The 20583-nt window shown below is 70.3% G+C and carries 14 protein-coding genes; 7 read left to right on the forward strand and 7 right to left on the reverse strand.

The window, feature by feature from the left end:
- Positions 1 to 53: 53 nt before the first annotated feature.
- A complete protein-coding gene (gene aceA, locus H0B54_RS07910; protein ID WP_094301284.1) occupies positions 54 to 1331 on the reverse strand; it encodes an isocitrate lyase in 1278 nt (425 codons plus the stop codon).
- Between the two features lie 188 nt (positions 1332 to 1519).
- Between aceA and H0B54_RS07915 the strand changes: the two genes are divergently transcribed.
- The 3 genes from H0B54_RS07915 to H0B54_RS07925 all read left to right on the forward strand — a co-directional run bounded on the left by H0B54_RS07915 (position 1520) and on the right by H0B54_RS07925 (position 5919).
- Entirely contained in the window at positions 1520 to 2962 is a 1443-nt protein-coding gene (locus tag H0B54_RS07915; protein WP_188259886.1) for a helix-turn-helix domain-containing protein, read from the forward strand.
- 182 nt (positions 2963 to 3144) lie between these two features.
- On the forward strand, positions 3145 to 3918 hold the full coding sequence (locus H0B54_RS07920) for a ferredoxin--NADP reductase (protein WP_103040096.1): 774 nt from the start codon (positions 3145 to 3147) through the stop codon (positions 3916 to 3918).
- A 189-nt stretch (positions 3919 to 4107) separates the two neighbouring features.
- On the forward strand, positions 4108 to 5919 hold the full coding sequence (locus tag H0B54_RS07925) for a glycoside hydrolase family 17 protein (RefSeq protein WP_188259887.1): 1812 nt from the start codon (positions 4108 to 4110) through the stop codon (positions 5917 to 5919).
- A gap of 47 nt (positions 5920 to 5966) precedes the next feature.
- On the opposite strand, the gene H0B54_RS07930 is transcribed toward H0B54_RS07925, so the two are convergent.
- Complete coding sequence (locus tag H0B54_RS07930) at positions 5967 to 6677, reverse strand: orotate phosphoribosyltransferase (RefSeq protein ID WP_188259888.1); 711 nt, start codon at positions 6675 to 6677, stop codon at positions 5967 to 5969.
- A gap of 269 nt (positions 6678 to 6946) precedes the next feature.
- On the opposite strand from H0B54_RS07930, the gene H0B54_RS07935 reads away from it, so the two are divergent.
- The gene (locus H0B54_RS07935) at positions 6947 to 8581 is read left to right on the forward strand and encodes a response regulator (protein ID WP_188259889.1); all 1635 of its coding nucleotides are present in this window, start codon (positions 6947 to 6949) and stop codon (positions 8579 to 8581) included.
- 62 nt (positions 8582 to 8643) lie between these two features.
- Here H0B54_RS07935 and H0B54_RS07940 read toward each other — a convergent pair whose 3' ends face one another.
- The 4 genes from H0B54_RS07940 to H0B54_RS07955 form a co-directional block, all read right to left on the reverse strand.
- On the reverse strand, positions 8644 to 10944 hold the full coding sequence (locus H0B54_RS07940) for a mechanosensitive ion channel family protein (protein ID WP_246472399.1): 2301 nt from the start codon (positions 10942 to 10944) through the stop codon (positions 8644 to 8646).
- A gap of 186 nt (positions 10945 to 11130) precedes the next feature.
- Positions 11131 to 12837 carry an oligopeptide/dipeptide ABC transporter ATP-binding protein gene (locus H0B54_RS07945; protein ID WP_188259891.1) on the reverse strand — a complete coding sequence of 569 codons (1707 nt, stop codon included), beginning with the start codon at positions 12835 to 12837 and terminating at the stop codon, positions 11131 to 11133.
- Complete coding sequence (locus H0B54_RS07950) at positions 12834 to 13634, reverse strand: ABC transporter permease subunit (RefSeq protein WP_188259892.1); 801 nt, start codon at positions 13632 to 13634, stop codon at positions 12834 to 12836. Before H0B54_RS07950 ends, H0B54_RS07945 begins: the two co-directional genes overlap by 4 nt.
- A complete protein-coding gene (locus tag H0B54_RS07955; RefSeq protein ID WP_188259893.1) occupies positions 13634 to 14341 on the reverse strand; it encodes an ABC transporter permease in 708 nt (235 codons plus the stop codon). The genes H0B54_RS07950 and H0B54_RS07955 overlap by 1 nt, the downstream gene beginning before the upstream one ends.
- 384 nt (positions 14342 to 14725) lie before the next feature.
- Here H0B54_RS07955 and H0B54_RS07960 point away from each other — a divergent pair, with 384 nt between their 5' ends.
- From H0B54_RS07960 to H0B54_RS07970, 3 genes are all read left to right on the forward strand, one after another.
- Positions 14726 to 17035, forward strand: a complete 2310-nt coding sequence (locus H0B54_RS07960; RefSeq protein WP_343068913.1) for a VTT domain-containing protein — start codon at positions 14726 to 14728, stop codon at positions 17033 to 17035.
- Positions 17032 to 17844: an endonuclease/exonuclease/phosphatase family protein gene (locus tag H0B54_RS07965; protein WP_172428774.1), complete on the forward strand. Its 813-nt coding sequence runs from the start codon at positions 17032 to 17034 to the stop codon at positions 17842 to 17844. Before H0B54_RS07960 ends, H0B54_RS07965 begins: the two co-directional genes overlap by 4 nt.
- A 293-nt stretch (positions 17845 to 18137) precedes the next feature.
- Entirely contained in the window at positions 18138 to 19358 is a 1221-nt protein-coding gene (locus tag H0B54_RS07970) for a polyhydroxyalkanoate depolymerase (RefSeq protein WP_188259895.1), read from the forward strand.
- Between the two features lie 48 nt (positions 19359 to 19406).
- On the opposite strand, the gene H0B54_RS07975 is transcribed toward H0B54_RS07970, so the two are convergent.
- The gene (locus H0B54_RS07975; protein WP_188259896.1) at positions 19407 to 20492 is read right to left on the reverse strand and encodes a COX15/CtaA family protein; all 1086 of its coding nucleotides are present in this window, start codon (positions 20490 to 20492) and stop codon (positions 19407 to 19409) included.
- Between the last annotated feature and the right edge of the window lie 91 nt (positions 20493 to 20583).

The raw sequence follows: 20583 nt of genomic DNA on the forward strand, positions 1-20583 counted from the left end.
CGTTCGAGGCGGGCGCGTCCGGCGGATGGCACCGGGCGCGCCCTGCTGTTGGATCAATGGAACTGATCGGCCTCGGTGGAGTCCTTGTAGGCGGTGGTGGAGGACTGGCCGCCCGAGATCGCCGTGGCGACCGCGTCGAAGTAGCCGGTGCCGACCTCGCGCTGGTGCTTGGTCGCGGTGTAGCCTTCGGCCTCCGCCGCGAATTCCGCCTCCTGAAGCTCCGAGTAGGCGGCCATGCCGCGCGCCGCGTAGCCCTTGGCCAGCTTGAAGGCCGAGTAGTTCAGGCTGTGGAAGCCGGCCAGCGTCACGAACTGGAACTTGTAGCCCATGGCGCCGATCTCGCGCTGGAACTTGGCGATGTCCGCCTCGTCCAGGTTGGCCTTCCAGTTGAAGCTCGGCGAGCAGTTGTAGGCCAGCAGCTTGTTCGGGAACTCCTTGCGGATCGCCTCGGCGAAGCGCTTGGCCTCCTCCAGGTTCGGACGGGAGGTCTCCCACCACAGCAGGTCGGAGTAGGGGGCGTAGGACAGGCCGCGGGCGATGCAGTGGTCGACACCCGTGCCCTTCTTCAGGCGGAAGAAGCCCTCCGAGGTGCGGCCGGCGTCGAAGTCGATGAAGGGATGGTCGCGCTCATCGACGTCCGAGGTGATGAGCTGCGCCGACTCCGCGTCGGTGCGGCAGAGCACGATCGTCGAGGTGCCCATGGTGTCGGCGGCCAGACGGGCGGCGTTCAGCGTGCGGATGTGCTGCTGCGTGGGGATCAGCACCTTGCCGCCGAGATGGCCGCACTTCTTCTCCGACGCGAGCTGGTCCTCGAAGTGGACGCCCGCGGCGCCGGCCTTGATCATCGCCTTCATCAGCTCGAAGACGTTCAGCGGGCCGCCGAAGCCGGCCTCGGCATCCGCGATGATCGGCGCGAACCAGTAGGTGTCGCCCTTGCCCTCGGCGGTCTGGATCTCGTCGGCGCGCTTGAAGGTGTTGTTGATGCGCTCGACCACCGCTGGCACCGAGTTGGCCGGGTACAGGCTCTGGTCCGGGTACATTTGGCCGGCCAGGTTGGCGTCGCCGGCGACCTGCCAGCCCGACAGGTAGATGGCCTTCAGGCCGGCCTTCACCGCCTGCATCGCCTGGTTGCCGGTCAGGGCGCCCAGCGTGTTGATGTACGGCTCGGTGTTCAGCAGTTCCCACAGGCGCTGCGCGCCCAGTTCCGCCAGCGTGTACTCGATCTTGACCGAGCCGCTGAGGCGCTTCACGTCGTCCTGGGTGTAATCGCGCTTGATGCCTTCGAAGCGCGCGGCGCGGAGAGCGGCCTTGGTCTTTTCATCGAGCGACATGGTCGTTTTCCTTCTTTTCGTCACCGTTGCGCTGCTTTTGAGCGCTGCCCTGACAAAACAACTAAAACGGCCTTCGCTGCCTTGCAACATGCCCTTGTTTGTAAAAGGGTCTGTTTGTAAACTGCCGTCGGAAAAGTTCTGTAAATCAGTAAATATTGTAAATCAGCTCAGCTGGAGTTCGGGTGGTCATGGACAAGAAGGCGATGCTGGGTCCGAAGGTGCGTCGGCTGCGCCGCGACCACGGGCTGACCCAGGCCCAAATGGCCGAGCAGCTGGGCATCTCCCCCAGCTATTTGAACCTGATCGAGCACAACCAGCGCCCGGTCACCGTGCCGCTGCTGCTGAAGCTGGGCCAGAATTTCGGGGTGGACCTGCAGAGCTTCGCGGAGGACGAGGAAAGCCGCCTCGTCGCCGGCCTGCGCGAGGTCTTCGCCGACCCGCTGTTCGACGGCTCCGACATCAAGAACCAGGACTTCCGCGAACTGGCGGCGGTCGCCCCGACGCTTGGGCAGGCGGTGGTGGCGCTCTACCGCGCCTTCCGCACCAGCCGTGACGACCTGCAGACCCTGTCGGAACGGGTCGCCGACCGCGAGAAGCTGCATCTGGTCCAGACCTCCTCCTTCCCGCAGGACGAGGTGCGCGACCTCTTCCAGGCCCATTCCAACCACTTCGCCGAGCTGGAGGCGGCGGCGGAGGAGCTGTGGCAGGAGGGCCGGCTGGAGAAGGGTGACCTCTACCGGGGCCTGACCGACTATCTGCTGAACAACCACAGCGTCCGGGTCCGGCTGCTGCCCTCCGACATCATGGGCTATGCGGTCCGCCGGTTCGACCGGCACGGGCGGCGCATCCTGCTGTCGGAGATGCTGGCGCCGTCCGGGCGCAACTTCCAGCTCGCCTGCCAGATCGCCCTGCTGCGCCACCGCGACCTGCTGAACCACATTGTCGACTCGTCGGGCCTGACGGGGGACGAGGCGCGGCGCTTGGCCCGCATCGGGCTGGCCAACTATTTCGCGGCGGCCGTGCTGATGCCCTACGCCCGCTTCTGGGAGGCGGCCAATCAGGTTCGATACGACATCGAAATATTGCGGCGCCGGTTCGACGCCTCGTTCGAGCAGGTCTGCCAGCGGCTGACCACTCTGCAGCGTCCGGGGGCAAAGGGCGTTCCCTTCTTCCTGATGCGGGTGGACAGCGCCGGCAACGTGTCCAAGCGCTTTTCCGGGGCCGGCTTCCATCTGGCCCGTTTTGGCGGCGGCTGCGCCCGCTGGATCGTCTACGAGGCCTTCCGCACGCCGGGAAAAATCCACAGCCAGCTGGCCCAGATGCCCGACGGCACCACCTACTTCTCCATCGCCCGCACGGTGGTGAAGGCCGGCGGCGGCTTCCGCAGCCCGCCGCAGCAATTCGCCATCGCGCTGGGTTGCGATCTCCAGCACGCGGCGCAGATCACCTATGCGGATGGTGTGGATCTCGAAAACACCGAGGCGGCGACGCCCATCGGTGTGAATTGCCGGCTCTGTCCACGGCTGGATTGCTCGCAGCGCGCCTTCCCGCCGCTGAACCACCGCCTGATTGTCGATGAGAATCTGCGCGGTTTGTCGCCTTATCTCTTCGCCCCACCGGCGGGAGAGTAAGGCCGCTTATTTTGCGATATCGTCTTGTGGTAACCAAAAAGCCACAACAAAATTGTTGGTATAAATTAGTGGTCTGTTGACGAATTTATTGTTAAAGAGATGTGCTGCAATGCGGCACGGCTTGGCTTCTGAAACGACACCGGCCACAGCATGCCGGTCACCGAAACGGACCTGCGGATTCCATGAGCAATCTGATTCATGAGCGCGTCCTGCGCGTTCACCACTGGACGGACACGCTGTTCAGCTTCACCACCACGCGCGATCCCTCGTTCCGTTTCGATCCCGGACAGTTCACCATGATCGGCCTGGAGGTGAACGGCCGGCCGCTGCTTCGCGCGTACAGCCTGGTCAGCGCCAGCTACGAGGAGACGCTGGAGTTCTTCTCGATCAAGGTGCAGGACGGCCCGCTGACCTCGCGCCTCCAGCATCTGAAGGAAGGCGACACGCTGCTGGTCAACCGCAAGGCGACGGGCACGCTGGTCACCGACAACCTGCTGCCGGGCCGCAACCTGTACCTTCTCAGCACCGGCACCGGCCTTGCCCCGTTCCTCAGCATCATCAAAGACCCGGAGATGTACGCCCGGTTCGACAAGGTGATCCTGACCCACACGACGCGTACGGTGGGCGAGCTGGCGTACGGCGACATCATCAACAGCGTCCTGCCGGAGAACGAGTTCTTCGGCGAGGACGTGAAGCAGAAGCTGATCTATTACCCGACCGTGACGCGCGAGCCCTTCCGCAACCAGGGCCGCATCACCGACCTGATCCGCAACGGCAAGCTGTTCTCGGACGTCGGGCTGGCCCCCTTCGACCGCGAGGTCGATCGGGTGATGATCTGCGGCAGCCCGGCCATGCTGGACGAGACCAGCGGCATCATGAACGAGCTGGGCTTCTCCATGGGCCACAACGGCGAACCCGGTCATTACGTGATCGAAAAGGCTTTTGTGGAACGCTGAGCGGAATCGCTGGAATAAAGCGGGCCGTGGTTCGTTGATGGATCGTGACGATGGCACGTCATCAACTCCAGTCGGCCCGATCGGGCCAGACCGGTCCTTGACGGGCGCGCCTCCCTTCCGGGGGCGCGCCCGTTTTCCTTTTCGCCAGACCGTTTTGCCGATCCCGCATTTGGTGTAGACATCCCCTCCATGCGCCTCATCACGATCCTCGCCGTGCTGCTCGTGGCCGGCCTCGCGAATTTTGCCGTCTGGTCGCTGCCGAACCAGCCGGTGCCGCTCGACCCGCCGCCCGGCGGCAAGCTGAAAAGCGTGTCCTTCGCGCCCTTCCGCGACGGACAGAGCCCGCTGACGCAGACCTTCCCCAGTGTGGAGCAGATCGACGAGGATCTGGCGGCACTCGCCCCGCAGGTGGCGGGGGTGCGCACCTACACCTCGCTGGAAGGGCTGGAGGTGGTGCCGGAGCTGGCCCGTCGGCATGGCATCCAGGTGACCATGGGGGCGTGGCTGTCGTCGCGGCTGGACAAGAACGAGAAGGAGGTCGCCTCCCTCATCGACCTCGCCAACCGCTACCCGGACGTCATCACCCGCGTGATCGTCGGCAACGAGGTGCTGCTGCGCCGCGAGCTGACGCCGGAGCAGGTGGCCGGCTACATCGACCGCGTGAAGGCGGCGGTGAAGCAGCCGGTGTCCTACGCCGACGTGTGGGAATGGTGGCTGAAATACCCGCAGATCGCGGATCACGTGGATTACCTGACCATCCACCTGCTGCCCTACTGGGAAGACGTGCCGACCGACGTGGCCGGCGCCATGGAGCGCATCCGCGGCAGCTACCGCACGATCGCCCAGCGTTTCCCCGGCAAGCCGATCCTGGTCGGCGAGACCGGCTGGCCGACGGAGGGCCGGTCGCGCGGCGCCGCGGTCACCGGGCTGGTCAACAAGGCCAAGTTCGTCAATGGCTTCGTCCGCCTCGCCGAGCAGGAGGGCTTCGACTACAACGTGATCGAGGCCTTCGACCAGGGCTGGAAGGCCAAGCTGGAAGGCACGGTGGGCGGTCACTGGGGCCTCTACACCGCCGACCGTCAGGCAAAGTTCGCCCTGGCCGGGCCGGTGGTGGAGAACCGCCAATGGCCCGTGCTGTTCGGCGTCTCCTCCGGCCTCGCGCTGGTGCTCGTCATTGGGCTGACGCTGCGGGGCCGTCCGCTGACCGCCGGAGCCTTCGCCGCCCTGGCCTTCCTGACCCAGGCGCTGTCCACCCTGTTCGTTCACGCCGTCTGGGGCGCCCTGCACGGCAAGCACTACCCGCAGGACGTGGCGCTGTCGGTCGTCATGCTGGCCGCGACCGCCGTCCTGTCGATGGCCGTTCTGCTGGCCGCCCGGCGGGCGCTGGGCAGCGGCGGTCTGGCGCTGGAGCCGCTGGCCCCGCTGCGTGGCCGTCCGGCGCTGTCGCGGCTGGAGACGGTGGGCAAGGCGACCGCCGTGGTCCTCGCCCTGCTGGGGATCGCCTGGAGCTTCCTGATCGTGTTCGACGGGCGCTACCGCGACTTCCCCAACTGGTACTTCGCCCTGCCGGCGCTCGGCCTGCTGGCGCTCGGCCCCATGCGCGCCGCGCGCCGCCCGGAGGGGGTGGGGGCGCTGGCCGCCTGGGGGATCGGCGGGCTGTTCCGCCCCGCCGTCCCGGTGGCCGATACCCCGGCGAGCGGCCTGTGCGGCGCCGTCCGCCGCCTGCCGCTGGAGTCGGCGCTGGCCGTCCTGCTGCTGCTCGGCGCGCTGTTGACCGTGCTGGCGGAAGGCGTGGTGCCGATGGAGTCGCTGATCTACGGGCAGCTTCCCGTCATGGAGGCCCTGCACGAGGTGGTGTGGACCAGCCCGAACTGGGAAGCGCTGTCCTGGGCGGGTCTTCAGCTTCTGCTGGCGGTGCCCTACGCCGCCGCGGTTCTGGCCGCCCGCTGCGGCGAGACCGCCCGCGCCGGCCATCAGTGGGTCCGCATCGCAGGGCAGTGATCGGTTCCCCCTCTCCCGCTTGACGTGGGAGAGGGGCCCGCCCCGCCTCAGGCCGCCTTCTCGCTCTTGCGGCGGCCCTGATGCTCGGCGGTCCAGCGCCGCGGGTCCTGCAGGAAGGCGTGGATTTCGCCCTGCGCCTGGGCGTCCAGATAATGGCCGCGGTTCGCCACCTCCAGCACGTCCCACCAGGTCGCCAGCGCGTGCATCGTGATGCCCAGCGGCGCCAGATGCTCCTGGATCTCGTCGAAGATCCCATACTGGAACAGCACGAACAGGTCGCGCACGTCGCAGCCCGCCTCCTTCAGCGGTTGGGCGAAGCGGGCCTTGCGGTGGCCGTCGGCGGCGATCTGCTCGACCAGGAGCACGCGCCAGCCCCGCTCCACCCGACCCTCGATCCGGTGCTTGTAGCCCTGCTGGCCCTCCGGCGCCTCCTTGCGCACGAAGACGAGGGGAAGGTTCATCCGGTCGGCGATCAGCGCGGCCCAGGGCACGCCGGCCCCCTCGGCGGCGGCGATGGCGTCCAGTTCGCTGTCGCCGATCTCCTGCCCGATCATCCGCAGGGCGAAGTCGAGCACTTGGTCGCGCACCGCGGGGTAGGAGAGCAGCCGCCGGCCCTCCAGATGGATCGGGCTGACCAGCCCCGACCCATGCTGGCACAGATGGTCCGGGTCGTACCGGACGCAGCCGGTCTCGATCAGATGGCGGGCCACGCTGATGGCCCCTTCACGCAGTTCGATGTCCCAAGCGTCCGGTATCATGGCCTTCCCCCATCCTTTTCGCGTTGTTTTCAGCCTCACGCCTTTCTCCCGATGATCCCCCGTTCGGGGCGGGCCGCAACCCCTCCACACGCGCCGGGAGGGGCGCTTTGGCGGTAGCCGAAATGGGGAAGGACAAAGCGTCGCAGCCACCCTCCGCCTGCAGCCGTGTGTGGGGGGCGCCGGGGCGGTTGACACGAACCGCGACAAACGTTGAAAAAGAGAATCGAATTGTGGCCATGCAGCTTGGCAGAGCGGGGCGGAGAGCGGCGATGTCGGACATCCAGGGCTGGAGCCAGGACGATGACGACGACCTGTTGTTCGCCGACGAGGACGCTCCGGACCCGTCGTCCGCGACGTCCGGCGCTGCCGCCGCGCCCTGGAAGCTGCTGATCGTCGACGACGATCCGGAGGTGCACGCGATCACCCGCGTGGTGCTGAACGACGTGACCTTCGACGGGCGGCGCCTGCATTTCCTGTCCGCCCATTCAGGAGGCGAGGCGCGGGCGATCCTGAACGACCATCCCGACATCGCCGCCGTCCTGCTGGACGTGGTGATGGAAACGGAGGACGCCGGCCTGCGGCTGGTCCATCACATCCGCGAGGTGCTGGGCAACCGGCGGGTCCGCATCATCCTGCGCACCGGCCAGCCCGGACAGGCGCCGGAGCGGCAGGTGATCGTCAGCTACGACATCAACGACTACAAGGCCAAGAGCGAGCTGACCGCCCAGAAGCTGTTCACCACCACGGTGGCCGCCCTGCGCTCCTACCAGCACATCGACGCGATCGAGCGCAACCGGCAGGGGCTGGAGACGATCGTCGACGCCGCCGGCACCCTGTTCGAGCAGCGCTCCATGGACCGCTTCGCCGTCGGCGTGGTGGAGCGGGTCGCCGCCCTGCTGCCGCGGGCGGCGGGCGCCTTCCTGTGCGCGGTGCCGCCCGGCCTAAATCCGGAAGGCCCAAATCCGGAAGGCCCGGCGCCGGACGGCCGGTTCCGGGAGGCGGTGGTGCTGTGCGGAACCGGCGTTTTCGCCGCCGCGGCCGGCCGGCCGGTCAGCGCCGTGCTGTCCGAGGCGGCCTGCGCCGACATCGCCGCCGCCCTGGCCCGGGGCCGCAGCCTGCATCGCGACGACCACAGCGTCGCGCTGTTCCAGACCCAGAGCCCCGGCCCCGGCGCGCTGTTCATCGGCGGGCACGGCGGCCTGCCGGACGTCGAGCGGCGGCTGGTGGAGATCTTCTGCTCCCGGATGTCGGTCGGGTTCGACAACGTGTCCCTCTACGAACAGCTCCGCCTCGCCCAGATCGCCACCGTGCACGCCCTGGGCAAGCTGGCCGAATACAAGGACGAGGTCACCGGGGAGCATGTCCGCCGCATCGGGCGCTGGGCCACCGCCATCGCACGGGAACTCCAGGCGCGGGGCACCGGCGGGGACGACGCCGACGACCGCTTCTGCGAACTGATCGGGCTGGCCAGCATGCTGCACGACGTCGGCAAGGTCGCCATCCCCGACCAGATCCTGCGAAAGCCCGGCAAGCTGGATCCCGAGGAGATGGCCCAGATGCGTGAGCACGCCACCATCGGCGGGCGCATCCTGCGCGACGCCTCCAGCCCTGTCGGTGGGCGCAGCTACCTGTCGATGGGGGCGGAGATCGCGGAGAGCCATCACGAGAAGTTCGACGGCACCGGCTATCCCCACGGGCTGGCGGGCGACGCCATCCCACTGTCGGGCCGCATCGTGGCGGTCGCCGACGTCTACGACGCCCTGCTGCACCGCCGCCCCTACAAGGAGGCGTGGGAGCTGGCGGCGGTGGTCGATCTGATCCGAGCCGAGTCGGGCCGGCATTTCGACCCGCGCGTCGTCGACGCCTTCGTCGCGGTTCTGGAGCGCGGCGGGCCGGAGGCGTAGATCCTCCGGCCGCACCGTTCCATTTTACGAGCCTTGGCCTTTTTCAAGAGCCCTGGCCTTTTTCAAGAGCCTTGGCTGAGCGCCTCGGCCAGCGCGCGGTCGGGGTGGTTCCCGCCGACGATGAGCTGCATGGAGCCGGTCGGCACCTCCACCCCCAGCTCCTCGAAGCGCTTCTTCATGCGGCGGTTGAACTCGCGCGACACGCCCCATTGCTTGGTCGGGCGGGTCTTGAAGCGCGCGGTGATCAGCTGGGTCGAGTCGGGCTGGAACTTGTCCAGGCCCATCACCTCCAGCGGCGCCATGATGTCGGGCGCGAACAGGGCGTCGGACTGCAGGCCGGTGCCGATCTCCTTCAGCAGCTCGATCACGCGGTCCGGATCCTCGCGGTAGGCGACCCGCACCTCGAACAGGGCGTAGGAGAAGTCCTTCGACATGTTCTTGACGGTGCTGACCGAGTTGAAGGGCACCGTGTGGATGGCGCCCGACCCGTCGCGCAGCCGGATGGAGCGGATGGAGATGGCCTCGACCACGCCGGAATGACCGCCGCCCACATCCACCACGTCGCCGATGGAGATGCTGTCCTCGAACAGGATGAACAGGCCGGTGATGATGTCTTTGACCAGGGTCTGCGACCCGAAACCGACGGCCAGACCGACCACACCGGCACCGGCCAGCAGCGGCGCGATGTTGACGCCCAGCTCCGACAGGGTGATCAGCGACACCATGGTCACCAGCACCACCAGGAAGGCGTTGCGCAGCAGCGGCAGCAGGGTCCGCACCCGCGCGCTGCGCTCGATCCGCGTGCCGTTGCGGTCGGTGGAGGCCAGGAAGCGCTCGATCATCGCGCTCACCACCTCCCAGGCGACGATGGAACCGGCCAGCAGAAGGCCGATGGTGACCGTGCTGCGCAGGATGCGCTGGCCCAGCCGGGTGTCCGTCCAGGCCAGCGTGTCGAAGCCCCAGCCGTAGAGGATCATCATCGCGGCACCGACCCAGATCACCGTCTTCACCACCCGGTGCAGGAAGGGCAGGTACAGGGAGGCGCGGTCCTTCAGCGGCGGCAGCGCGCCCTGGCTGTCCGGAACCATGCGCAGGCCCCGGCGCAGGCCGCGGTTGATGCCGTTGACCAGCAGCCGGGCGATGACCGCAACGAGGATGGTGATTCCGGTGGCGCGGGCCAGATACTCGAACCCGCCATAGACGTTCAGCACCCAGACGCCGAAGGTCACCACCACGTAGATGATCGCCAGAACGTGCCAGACGTCGGCGAAGCGGCGGCGGGCGGAGCGCAGGACGGCGCCTTGGCCCTCCGATTCGCGCTCCGCGGTGGCCGCCGGGTCGCCGTCGCCGGACAACGGGTTGCCGTGCATCCAGTCGGCCACGATGCGGCGGTTCTGCAGGATCAGCGCGATCAGCATGCCGGCGATCGCCAGCCCCAGCAGCTTCAGCAGCGCGCCGTAGGCTCCGAGCGGCAGGCCCAGAACATAGGCGCCTTCGGCCAGGAAATAGCCGTAGACGCCGACCGCGGCCAGCCGGCGGAGCCAGCGGTAGAGGCGCAGCGCGTTGGCGTCGCCCACCCGCACCATGCGCAGGGAGGGCGCGAAGGGCGAGATCAGGATGCGGGCCGCGACCAGCAGGATCTGCAGGATGACGGTGGCGTTGATGACGGCCAGCGCGACCAGACGGACGCGCGGCCCCGGCTCGCTGACCGACAGGATGGCGTAGCCGACGACGATGAAGGCGGCGATGGGCGCCAGCTCCAGCAGCGCGCGGCCGAGCAGCAGCGGAAGGCGCACCAGCACCGTGGTGCCCCGGCGGGCGGCCAGCGCATTGCGCGGGCGGGCGAGCAGCCAGCCGACGAAGCGCCCGATCGCCAGACCGGCGGTGAGGATCATCGTCAGCTGGATGGCGATCTGCACCCAGCGGTCGCGGGCCGACGGGTCGACCATCTGCCGGTTCGCCCACTCGATGGCGCCGGGCAGTTCCTTGAAGACGTTGCCGACCTGGACAAGCTGGCGGCTCAGCACGTCCATGCGCTCGGCCAGGAAGGACAGGGCGCTGGCGCCGATGGTCTCGGGCAGGGTGCTGGCCGCCGGGGCCTCCTCGGCCTTGGCCTGCTCCAGCCCCTTCTGCGCGGCGACCAGCGCCTTCAACTGCTCGACCAGCCGGGCGCGGGCCGCCGGGTCCTCCAGCGTCGTGATCATCGCCTGCATCTGCTCGGGCGTCGGATCGGGCGAGGCGGCGGCTTCCCCGGGGGCCGCGGCGGCGGGGGCCGGCATGGCGGCGCCCGGAACGGGGCCGGCGGCCAGCGATGGCGCGGCGAGGCCGGCGAGAAGCAGCAGAAGGACGGCGAGTGCGCCCATGCAGGGGACCGTCCACCGGGTGCGTGCGCGAAGCATCCCTGTCCTTTTCCGTGATTTCAGCAATGCGGGCGTGAAGGCCGGGGACGTTATCCCGTGCCCGCCTTCTTGCCAACCCGCGCAGTTTCAGACCTTTTTGAGACGGAATTGCGGCCACGCCCAAGGCGTCGGGCGCCCCCGGCGAGCGGGCTAGGGGGCTTTTCCACCAACCTGAGCGTCGTTTTGCGCGTCGTCCTGCGCGACATGGCAGGCGACTCGGTGGCCCGGCGCCACGGGGTCCAGCGTCGGGGGGACCTGGGCGCAGCCGTCATGGGCGAGCGGACAGCGCAGCCGCAGGGCGCAGCCGGTCGGCGGGCGCAGGGGGGACGGCGGATCGCCGTGCAGCGCCGGGGGGGCCAAGCCGGCCGCCGCGATCAGCGCGCGGCTGTAGGGGTGCCGTGCCCCGGCCGTCAGAATCGCGCTGTCCGCCGACTCGACGATCCGGCCGAGCAGAAGCACCAGCGCCCGCCGCCCGATCCGCAAGCCCTCCGCCGCGTCCTGGGTGGCGTAGAGCAGGGCCAGCCGGCGGCGGCGGCGGATCGCCTGCAGCAGGGCGAGGAAGTCCGCACGCTCCGACCCGTCGAGCGTCGCCGCCGGCTCGTCGCAGACCAGCAGGCGCGGCTCCGGCAGCAGGGCGCGGGCCAGCCCGGCGCGCGCCGCCTCCGCCGGAAGGAGCGCGCCGGGATGGAGGTCGAGAACCGCCGCGGGCAACCCGACCTCCTCCAGCGCGTCGGCCAGCCGCGCGGCGCTGTTGGCTGGAGACCGGGAAGGATGCAGCGACTCCAGCGTTTCGGCGAGCTGCGCGCCGATGGTCATCAGCGGGTCGAAGGCCGCCAGCGGGTCTGGGAAGAGGATTTGCAGGTCCCGCCGGGCCCGGCGCATCGTCTCCGGCGGGGCGGCGGCGAGGTCGGTCCCCAGCCAGGTGACCTGACCGCCGACCGGCGGCACCAGCCGCAGGATGGCGCGGGCCAGCACCGACTTGCCGCTGCCCGTCTCGCCGAGCAGGGCCAGCGTCTCGCCCTCGGCCAGCTCGATCGACAGGCCGTCCACGACGGTCAGCCAGCGCTCCTCGCCGCGCCAGTTCCGCCCCAGGGGGAAGGCGACGCGCAGGTCGCGCACCGACAGCACGGGCGGGCCGGAGGGCGCCGGCTCCGCCGGGGACGGGGCGGGGGTGGGCTCCGCCGGTGGGACCTCCAGGCGCCCTTGGGCGAGGACCAGCCGGCGGTCGGCCAGATTGGAGCGGGCCAGACCGGAGCGAATGGGGTCGGCCTGGGGGCGTCCGGCGAGCAGCAGCGCCGTCCCGGCCTCCCGTGTCCAGGCGGCGAGGTCGCTCAGCAGGCGGACGCGCTGGGTGGGGTCGAGCGCGGCGGCGGGAGCGTCGGCGAGAAGCAGCGCCGGCTCCGCCGCCATGGCCAGCGCCAGCGCGGCCCGCCAGCGCATCGCCTCGCCCAGCTCGTGCGGATGGAGCGCCAGCCGGCGCGCGGCGGCGGGCACCTGGAAACGCTCCAGCGCCTCGGCGGCACGGCGCAGGGCGGTGCGTTCGTCCAGCCCGGACTGTCGGGACAGCAACTCCGCGAACTGGGCGCCGAGCGTGCGAAACGGGTCCAGGGCGCCGTCCTGGGTGACCAGGAGGCGCCGCCCTCGGATGTGGATGTCCCCCAGCACCGTGACGCCTTTCGGGGCCAGCCCGGCCAGCGCCCGCAGCAGCAGCGTCTTGCCCGCCCCGGCGCCGCCCGACAGGGCCAGCACCTCGCCGGCCTCGATGGCGAAGCTCAGCCGGTCGAGCAGGATGTCGCGGCTGGTCAGGAGGGACAGGCCCTCCACCCGCAACGGGGCGCGGTCGTCCGGTCGGCTCACCGGCGCCCCCCCGGGGTGGAGGCCGTGAAGGCCAGCCGCATCCCGTCGCCCACCCCGTGCAGCGCCCACAGCGTCAGCGCCAGCAGCAGCGCCGGCCCGGCCAGCGCCACGGCGTCGCCCGCACGCGCCGCGGCGCCGATGGCGGTTCCCCAGCCGGTCACCCCCTCCGGCAGGCCGAGGCCGAGCAGGCTGGCGAGGCTTTCCGCCATCAGGGCGCGGGGAAGGGCGGTCCAGGCCGCCGCGGCGAGCGGCAGGACGGTGTTGGGCAGGATGTGGCGGCGCAGCCGGCGTCCGTTGGGAATCCCGGCGGCCTGGACGGCGCTCAGGAACTCCCGCCGCAGCAGGGCGCGCAGTTCGTCCCGCGCGATGACGGCCACCGCCGGGGCGGCGATCAGGGCGGCCACCACGGCCATCGGCGCCAGCCCGCGCTCCGGACCCAGCAATCCGCCGGCCAGCGGCAGGGCCAGCGCCAGGGGCAGGCCGGTCAGGGCGGCGGCGGGTGTCATCATCATCCGCTCCGCCCGCTCGCCCAGGGCCACCGCGGCGCCTCCCCAGAGCAGGCCGAGCGCCGCCCCACCCAGCCCGGCGAGCAGCGCGAAGGACAGGCTCTGGTGCCCGGCGGCCAGCGCCGCCCCAACCGGGCCGCCCCCGGCGACGAGGCCCGCCGCCACCGCCAGCATCAGCGCCGCGAGAACGGTCAGCCCCGCCGCGGCGGGCCGGTGTGCGGTCAGCCGCTGCCCGGCCTTCTGCCAGGGGCCGTCGCGCCAGTGTGGATCGGTGCCGGCGGGTTCGTGCATCAGGCCATCCGGGCGCGCGGGTCGATCCAGCCGTGCAGCGCGCGGCCCAGCGCCCCCAGCAGCACGGCGAGGCCGCACAGCCCGGCGAGCGCGGCGACGGCCATGCCGGCATCCCCGGCGCGCGCCGCCTCGACGAACAGCCGCCCGGCTCCTGAAAAGCCGGTCCCGGACAGGTTTTCCACCGCCACGGCCGCGGTCACCGTTCCCGCCACGGCGCTGCGCAGGCCGCCCATCGCCGCCGACAGCCCCAGCGGCAGGGCGAGCCGCCACAGCAGGGCGGAGCCGTCCATCCCCCGCCCGCGCGCCGCCAGCAGAACCGTGTCCTCCGCCCCGGCCCGCGCCCGGCCGGCGAGCGTCGTGGCCTGGGCGGCGGCGGGCAGGGCGAGGGCGGCGAGGCCCAGCAGGACGGGCGCCTTCGCCAGCGTGGCGGCGAAGACCGCGGCCAGCAGAAAGCCCGGCATGGCCGGACCCACCCAGCCCAGGACGGCGCCCGCTCCGCCCATGACACCGAGCAGGGCGCCGAGCCCGGTCCCCAGCGCCAGCGCCGGAAGAACCAGCGCCAGCGTCGCCGGCAAGGCGGCCAGCGCGGCGCCCAATGCCTGCGTCCAGCCGGGTCCCGCCAGCGCGGCCACCACGGCGGCGGCGAGCGCGAGGCCCAGCAGGGCCGGCACCACGGCCAGCACCCGGCGCAGGACGAGGCTCAGCATCGGCCCCGCCGGGAGCGGGCGGCCGTGACGGGCGGAGTCGACGGGGGAGCGGACAAGCGGATCACAACAGGCGGGTCATCCGACAATGGCGGACACGAATGGAGTCCTCCTGACGGTACCCAGGTCCCGGCCGGTCGGGCAATGGAATTTCGCCTCTCGGCGGGGGTCGGGGAGGGTTGGGCGGCTGCGGTGTTGTTCGGGCATTCGCCTTCCTGGCCGGTCGCAGCCCGTCCCGAACGCACCATATGTGAAACCCCGATGCCGATCTCCGCAGGAACCCCGGTCCAGCCGCGTCCAATGCCCGACCAGCCGTCCCTCCCCACGCCGCCGGACCCAAAGCTCACTGGGGCGCTCACTGGGGCGCTCACTGGGGTGCTCTCCACGGTGGCCGCGGACCCTCTGCTGGTGCCGGGCCGCACCTGCTGGCGGGTGGAGCGGGCGGAGCGGGTCGGGGTCATCGTCGATGCCGAGGACTACTTCGCGCTCGCCAAGGCGGCGATGCGGCAGGCGCGGCGCAGCATCTATCTGACCGCCTGGGACTTCGACGCCCGCATCCGGCTGACCCCGCAGATGCGCCATCCGCGCCGCCCCGACAAGCTGGGCAACCTGCTGAACTGGCTGGCCGCAACCCGCCCGGACCTGACCATCCACGTGCTGAAGTGGGACTATGCGGAGCTGTTCGATCTGGCCCGCTGGTCGCAGCCGCTGTTCCTGCGCGGCTGGCTCAGCCATCCGCGGCTCCAGTACCGGCTGGACGGCGACCATCCCGCCGGGGCCTGCCACCATCAGAAGATGCTGGTGGTCGACGACCGGCTGGCCTTCTGCGGCGGGCTGGACATCACCGCCAACCGCTGGGACACCCGCGCCCACCGTGCCGACGAGCCGTTGCGCCGCCAGCCGGACGGCACCCCCTATGAGCCCTTCCACGACGTGATGATGGCGGTGGACGGCGACGCCGCCCGCGCGCTGGGCGACCTGTTCCGCGAACGTTGGCGCCGCGCCACCGGCTGCGTGCTGTCGCCGCCCGCCATGGACGTGCTTGGTGGCGGCGGCGGCCTTTCCGACGGCAAGCGCCCCCGGCGGCTGCGGCTGAAGGCGCGCCGGGCCGGGCCGGACAGCCCCGACCCCTGGCCGCAACAGCTCGTCCCGCTGCTCAAGGATATGCCGGTCGGCATCGCCCGCACCGAACCCGGCTACAACGGGCGCGCCGAGGTGCGGGAGGTGGAGGCGCTCTACACCGCCGCCATCGCCGCGGCCGAGCGCTTCATCTACATGGAGAGCCAGTATTTCGCTTCGGTCGCCGTGGCCGAGGCGCTGAAGGCGCGGCTGGCCGAGCCGGACGGGCCGGAAATCGTCGTCGTCAACTCCGCCCGCACGTCGAGCTGGCTGGAGAACACCGTGATGCTCGGCGCCCGCGCCCGGCTGGTGAAGGAGTTGCGGGAGGCCGACCGGGACGGGCGCTTCCGCTTCTACATCGCGAAGACCGGCGAGGCGAAGACCGGCGAGGCGAAGACCGGTGAGGCGAAATCCGGCAGTGTCGGCATCACCATCCACGCCAAGGTGATGGTGGTGGACGACCGGCTTCTGCGCATCGGCTCGGCCAACCTGAACAACCGGTCGATGGGGCTGGACACCGAATGCGATCTGGCGCTGGAGGCGCCGCACGGGCGCGCGGAGGGGCGCGAGGCCCGGCAGGCCATCGCCGGGGTGCGCGACGACCTGATCGCCGAGCATCTCGGGGTGGCGCCGGAAAGCGTGACGGCGGAGCTGCGCCGCTCCGGCTCGCTCATCCGCACGGTGGAGGCGCTGCGCCGGCCCGGCGGACGGACGCTGGAGCCGCTGGAGGATGCCGACCCCGGCCTGCTGGCCGCCGCCGTCGCCGACTCCATGCTCTTCGACCCGGAACGCCCGGTGGGTGCGGCGGACATCGTGTGGCGCGTCCTGCCGTCGCGCATCCCGCGGCGTCATCACTGGCTGGCGCTGGCGGTCGTCCTGGCGGTGGTCGGCGCCGTCTGGGGCTTGTGGAACCACACGCCGCTGCGCGACTGGGCGACGCTGGACGCCGTTCTGGGGGCGTTCGAGCGCCTGCGCGAATCGGCCCTCGGGCCGCTGTGGCTGATCCTGCTCTATGTCGCCGGGGGCTTCGTGCTGTTTCCGGTGCTGCTGCTGATCGCGGCGACGGCCATCGCGCTGGGGCCGTGGATGGGCTTCCCGACCGCGCTGGCCGGGGTGCTGGCCTCCGCCGCGGCGCTGTTCTGGGTGGGGCGGCTCACCGGCCAGCGTCCCATCGAGCGCTACGGCGGCGCGGTGGTGCGGCGGGCCAGCGCCGCGCTCGGCGAGCGCGGCGTGCTGGCCATGGCGGCGCTGCGGGTGGTTCCGGTGGCCCCCTTCACTGTGGTGAACCTCGTCGCGGGGGCTTCCCGCATCCGGTTTCCCGACTATCTGTTCGGGACAATCCTGGGAATGGCGCCGGGAATCCTGGTCTTCAACCTGCTCGGGCACCAGCTTGAGCGTGTGTTGACGGAACCGACGACCACCGACATGGTTCTTCTGGGTCTGGCGGCGGTGACCGCGCTGGGGCTCGGCTGGGCCGGCAATCGGCTGGTGCGGGCTCTGGGGGCGAGGCGGCCGACCACCGGGCTGACCACCGGGCCGGCCACCGGAGAAACAGCGAAGGGAGACCAACAGCGGTGATCCGATTCAGCCGAGAGCGTGTGGAGCGGATCGCCTCCGCGCTGCGCGCCGCCCGCGTCCGCCGTCCGAAACGCCGCGTCGACAGCCGCAGCGGCCCGGTGCCGGAGGGCATGGCGCCGCTGCGCGTGGCGACCTGGAACATCCACAGCTGCGTCGGGCTGGACGCGCGCTTCGCGCCGGACCGCATCGCCGAGGTCATCAAGGAGCTGGACGTCGATCTGGTCGGGCTCCAGGAGGTCGGCTGGCACCACCGCGGCGAATCCGGGCTGGATCAGTTCGCCTTCCTGGAACGGGCGACCGGCCTGAAGGCCCACGCCGGCCCGACCAAGCACAACGCCCACGCCCATTACGGCAACGCCATCCTGACCCGGCTGCCGGTCCTGAAATGCGAGCCCATCGACCTCAGCGTCGGGCGGCGGGAGCCGCGCGGCGGCATCGACGTGATCGTCGAGGTGGAGGGGCGCCCGGTGCGCATCATCGTCGCCCATCTCGGCCTCGACCCGTGGGAGCGAGCGCGGCAGGTCGGCGCCATCGTGGACCGGCTGGAGGAACAGCCCGCCCTGCCGACCCTGTTCATGGGCGACCTCAACGAATGGGCACCGAACTCCCCGCGGCTGCGCAAGCTGGCCGAGGCCTTTCCCGACTGGGCCAGCCCGCGCAGCTTCCACGCGCGGATGCCCACGTTGCGGCTCGACCGCATCTATGTGAACAACGGGCTGACCATCCCGTCCTACGAGGTGGTGCGCACAGTGTTGACGCGCCGCGCGTCCGACCATCTTCCGGTGCGCGCCACCGTGGCGGTGCCATAACCGATATTCCTGCTCGGGTATGCCGGACCCTTGACCCATGAAAGGCGCGTGCGCGGTTCCGCGTGCGCGCCTTTCTCTTTTGGTCTGATCCTCCTGACTTGACCCATTTGCAGTGCAGCGTTGCGTGGTCTGTTTCGTGTGGCTGACTGTTTCTCATGTAAGTTTTTTGCCCGAGAACGGGTGTCGGCTATTGACCTTTTGGATAAGGACTGGCCAATCTGTTGGTTGGTCATACGACCAATGACAGCACCCAGCCGACCGGGCGTGGGATCAACCGCCGAAGCGAGGACCTGTTGCTTTACCATCTCTACGATCTGCAGCACGCCGCTCTGCGCCCGATGCGCCTCCTGGCCGAAGCGACCCAACACACCTTCCAGAACCCGTTCAGCCCGGTTTCCTACACCCGCGTCGGGCGCGCCGTGGCCGCCGGCGCGGAACTGCTGGAGCGCACAACCCGCCGCTTCCCCAAGCCGGAGTTCGGCCTGAAGACCACGGTGGTGAACGGCGAGACGGTGGCGGTCACCGAGCGCATCGCCCACCGCAAGCCCTTCTGCAACCTGCTGCACTTCGCCAAGCCGGAGGGCACCCCGGCGCAGCCGCGCGTCCTGCTGGTCGCCCCGATGTCGGGGCACCACGCGACCTTGCTGCGCGGCACGGTGGCGGCGCTGCTGGCCGACCACGACGTCTTCGTCACCGACTGGATCGACGCCCGGCTGGTGCCGCTGGCGCGGGGGCGGTTCGACCTGGACGACTACATCGACACGGTGACGGAGCTGATCCGCTTCCTGGGGCCGCAGACCCACGTCATCGCGGTGTGCCAGCCGGCGGTCCCGGTTCTGGCCGCGGTGTCGCTGATGGCGGCGGGGGACGAGGCGGTGCAGCCGCGCTCCATGACGCTGATGGGCGGTCCCATCGACCCGATGGCCAACCCGACCGTGCCGGTGAAGCTGGCGGCGACCCACCCGCTCTCCTGGTTCGAGCGCAACGTCATCACCACCGTCCCGGCCTACTATCCGGGCGGCTTCCGTCAGGTCTATCCAGGCTTCATCCAGCTCTCCGGCTTCATGTCGATGAACCTGGACCGCCACATCGGGGAGCATGTCGGCCTGTTCCGCCACCTCGTCCGCGGCGACGGCGATTCCGCGGAGCAGCACCGCCGCTTCTACGACGAGTATCTGTCGGTCATGGACCTGTCGGCGGAATTCTACCTGCAGACCATCGAGACGGTGTTCCAGAAGCACGCGCTGGCCAACGGCACCATGGAGTCGCGCGGGCGCAAGGTGGAGCCGGCGGCGATCCGCCGGACCGCCGTGATGACGGTGGAAGGCGAGCTGGACGACATCTCCGCCCCCGGCCAGACCGAGTCGGCGCACCGCCTCTGCGCCTCGCTGCCCGACGGCATGCGCGCCCGCCATTTCCAGAAGGGCGTCGGGCACTACGGCATCTTCAACGGCCGGCGCTGGCGCGAGAGCATCATGCCGGCGGTGCGGGAGTTCATCCGCAAGCACGATTGAGGCCGCTGGAACCCCTCTCCCGCCCTGGGAGAGGGGTTTTCCATAGGATCAGCGCTTCGGAACGCCCACCGGGCGCAGCTCGTGGAGCAGCCAGACCAGCCCGGACACCAGCAGGATCGCCCCCGCCTGATGGGCGGCGCCCAGCGGTATCCACACGAAGCTCAGCAGCGTGGCGATGCCCAGCCCGATCTGCACCAGCACCATCGCCGCGGTCAGCAGCGCCACCCGCCCGGCGCGGCCCGGCAGGCGGGCGACCCGCACCCGGAGAGCCAGCCCGAGCACCACGAGGCCGGTCAGCAGCGCCAGCGCCCGGTGCGTCAGCTGGATGGCCGCGGTGTTCTCGAAAAGGTTGATCCACCAGGGCGTCAGGTTGGCGACTTCCGGCGGGATGACCTGGCCGGCCATCAGCGGGAAGGTGTTGTAGGCCAGCCCGGCATCCGTCCCGGCGACGAAGGCCCCCCAGACGATGGTGACGCCGGTCAGCCCCAGGGCCCAGCGCGCGTGCTTGCGCAGCCGGCCGGACTCGGTCGCCCAGCCGGCCAGCGGCAGCGGGTCGAGAATCCCCAGCGCGGTGCGCAGCAGCAGCCCGTAGATCAGGATCGCCGTGCCGAGATGCAGCGCCAGCCTGTACTGGCTGACGTCGGGCCGGTCGACCAGACCGCTCTTGACCATGTACCAGCCGATCACTCCTTGGAGCCCGCCGAGCAGGAACAGCCCGGCCAGCTTCGGCCACAGGTCGGCGGGGATGCGCCCGTTGACCCAGAAGCGCAGGAAGGGGATCAGGAAGACGAAGCCGATCAGCTGCCCCCAGAAGCGGTGGAACCACTCCCACCAGAAGATCTGCTTGAAGGCCGCCAGATCCATCGCCGAGTTGTAGATGCGGAACTCCGGCGTGGTCTGGTAGAGGCCGAAGACGCGGTTCCATTCCGCTTCCGACAAGGGCGGCAGGATGCCGATCAGCGGCTTCCACTCCACCATCGACAGGCCGGACTCGGTCAGGCGCGTGATGGCGCCGATCACCGCCATGGCAAAGACCATCGCGCAGCAGACGAGAAGCCAATAGGCGATGGGGCGGGTGGAGGCGGGGTCGCGGACGTCTTTCCCGGCGAGGGCGGGGGCGGTGATGTCGGTCACGGACGGGCGGCTCCGGATGATGCGGAAAAGGTCCGGGGGGATAGGGACCTCCGGCTCATGTGGGGTGCGGCAGCGGCTGCGTCAAACGGAC

The sequence above is a fragment of the Azospirillum tabaci genome (assembly GCF_014596085.1).
In the GTDB taxonomy this organism is placed as follows: domain Bacteria; phylum Pseudomonadota; class Alphaproteobacteria; order Azospirillales; family Azospirillaceae; genus Azospirillum; species Azospirillum tabaci.

Coding starts and splice junctions, on each gene's coding strand:
- aceA (WP_094301284.1), bottom strand. CDS start 1,331: ATGTCGCTCGATGAAAAGACCAAGGCCGCTCTCCGCGCCGCGCGCTTC.
- H0B54_RS07915 (WP_188259886.1), top strand. CDS start 1,520: ATGGACAAGAAGGCGATGCTGGGTCCGAAGGTGCGTCGGCTGCGCCGC.
- H0B54_RS07920 (WP_103040096.1), top strand. CDS start 3,145: ATGAGCAATCTGATTCATGAGCGCGTCCTGCGCGTTCACCACTGGACG.
- H0B54_RS07925 (WP_188259887.1), top strand. CDS start 4,108: ATGCGCCTCATCACGATCCTCGCCGTGCTGCTCGTGGCCGGCCTCGCG.
- H0B54_RS07930 (WP_188259888.1), bottom strand. CDS start 6,677: ATGATACCGGACGCTTGGGACATCGAACTGCGTGAAGGGGCCATCAGC.
- H0B54_RS07935 (WP_188259889.1), top strand. CDS start 6,947: ATGTCGGACATCCAGGGCTGGAGCCAGGACGATGACGACGACCTGTTG.
- H0B54_RS07940 (WP_246472399.1), bottom strand. CDS start 10,944: ATGGGCGCACTCGCCGTCCTTCTGCTGCTTCTCGCCGGCCTCGCCGCG.
- H0B54_RS07950 (WP_188259892.1), bottom strand. CDS start 13,634: ATGCACGAACCCGCCGGCACCGATCCACACTGGCGCGACGGCCCCTGG.
- H0B54_RS07955 (WP_188259893.1), bottom strand. CDS start 14,341: ATGCTGAGCCTCGTCCTGCGCCGGGTGCTGGCCGTGGTGCCGGCCCTG.